The 1,235-nt window shown below is 62.5% G+C and carries 1 protein-coding gene; it reads right to left on the reverse strand.

Features of this window, described 5'->3' with window-relative positions:
• Nucleotides 1–97: 97 nt before the first annotated feature.
• Nucleotides 98–667, reverse strand: coding sequence for a hypothetical protein (locus GY937_10455; protein ID MCP5057131.1), 570 nt, complete (start codon nucleotides 665–667; stop codon nucleotides 98–100).
• Nucleotides 668–1,235 lie beyond the last annotated feature (568 nt).

Below are 1,235 nucleotides of genomic sequence, written 5' to 3' on the forward strand. Positions count from 1 at the left end.
ACACTACCTCGCGGCTCTCGATCGCGAACTCGACACCGATCCGACCGACACCGATTCGCCGTTCTGACGAGAAACCAGCACTCGCGCGCGACCACGGCTAGATGATCAGATTTCTACGGTTTCTCGTGATCGCCAACAACTTACCCCGTTGGTTGCGTACTTCGAGTCTTGCTCCACGCGCTTCGATGGCCTTCGCCAAGGCGTCGAACGCTCGCAGTGCACGTCGCTCAAGCGCTGGTGTGACCCGGATCGCAAGGTGCCCGGGGCCGGGAGAGACGAGACCATGCGTCCTGTCCGGCTCCGAGCGGGCGAAGGCGTCGGCTGCCTTCTGGATGAGGGGATGTGGACTCGTGAGACGCTTGGCAACGGTCACGACTGGGACGCTCTGGATCGGTACCTTGGGCCTCCTCCCGCGCTTCAGGCAGACGAGTTCGGGAATCTCGCCGACCGCGGGCGGCAGCGGAGGTCGAGCTGGCGCCCTGCCATGCTCCAGCTTGGTCCAGTATCCGACACCAGGCCGTGGGACCAGCAAGCGATCGCAGAGCTTCGCCAGGCCAACGTCGGACAGTCCGTAGCGAGGACCGAGGCGAGTCAGGGGTTCAGTCCAGACTTCCTCGTAGAGCGTTGCCCGCTTGACCTCCACCGTGCCATTCGCATCTGTTCGCATCCGGCCAAGGTAGCCCGAGCAAAGGTGCAAATTCCGTCGCTACGCCTTGCCGATCCGGGTTCTGCTTCGTGCCGAGAGCGTTCCTCCGGCTGGAGCCGCGCTAGGCCGTTCTGATCGCCGCGGTCCGAGCCCGAGCGTGTCAAGGACGAGTTGCTCGACCCGCAGCGAGATCGAATTTACTCGCGGTCCCTGCTTTTCGTCGTCAGCCATCGGCGTGACACCGCATTCGCAATGGTAGGAAAGGGGCCCGAACTGAAAGTGGCTCCCCGGACACGGGATAGACGACTACCATACCTGTCGCGGATGCTGAAAGCTCCGTCTGAAGGACCGACCGAGTTTACCGCGGAAGGAGCGTGCCGCATTGTTTGGGCAACCTGGCCATCCATCAGTGCCGGCAGGTTCTCTCGGGAGCTGGCGACCAGAAGACTCCCTAGCCTGAACTATGCACGAAAGTTGGCTGAGAAGCTGGCTTTCCAATGTTTCAGCGTGCCGCGCGGCGATTGACGCTGACGGATCTCGTTTTGGGTGGTCGATGCCCATTCCGTGGCGCGAATGCGGAGTGTGCTTC

This window comes from bacterium (assembly GCA_024228115.1).
Classification (GTDB): domain Bacteria; phylum Myxococcota_A; class UBA9160; order UBA9160; family UBA6930.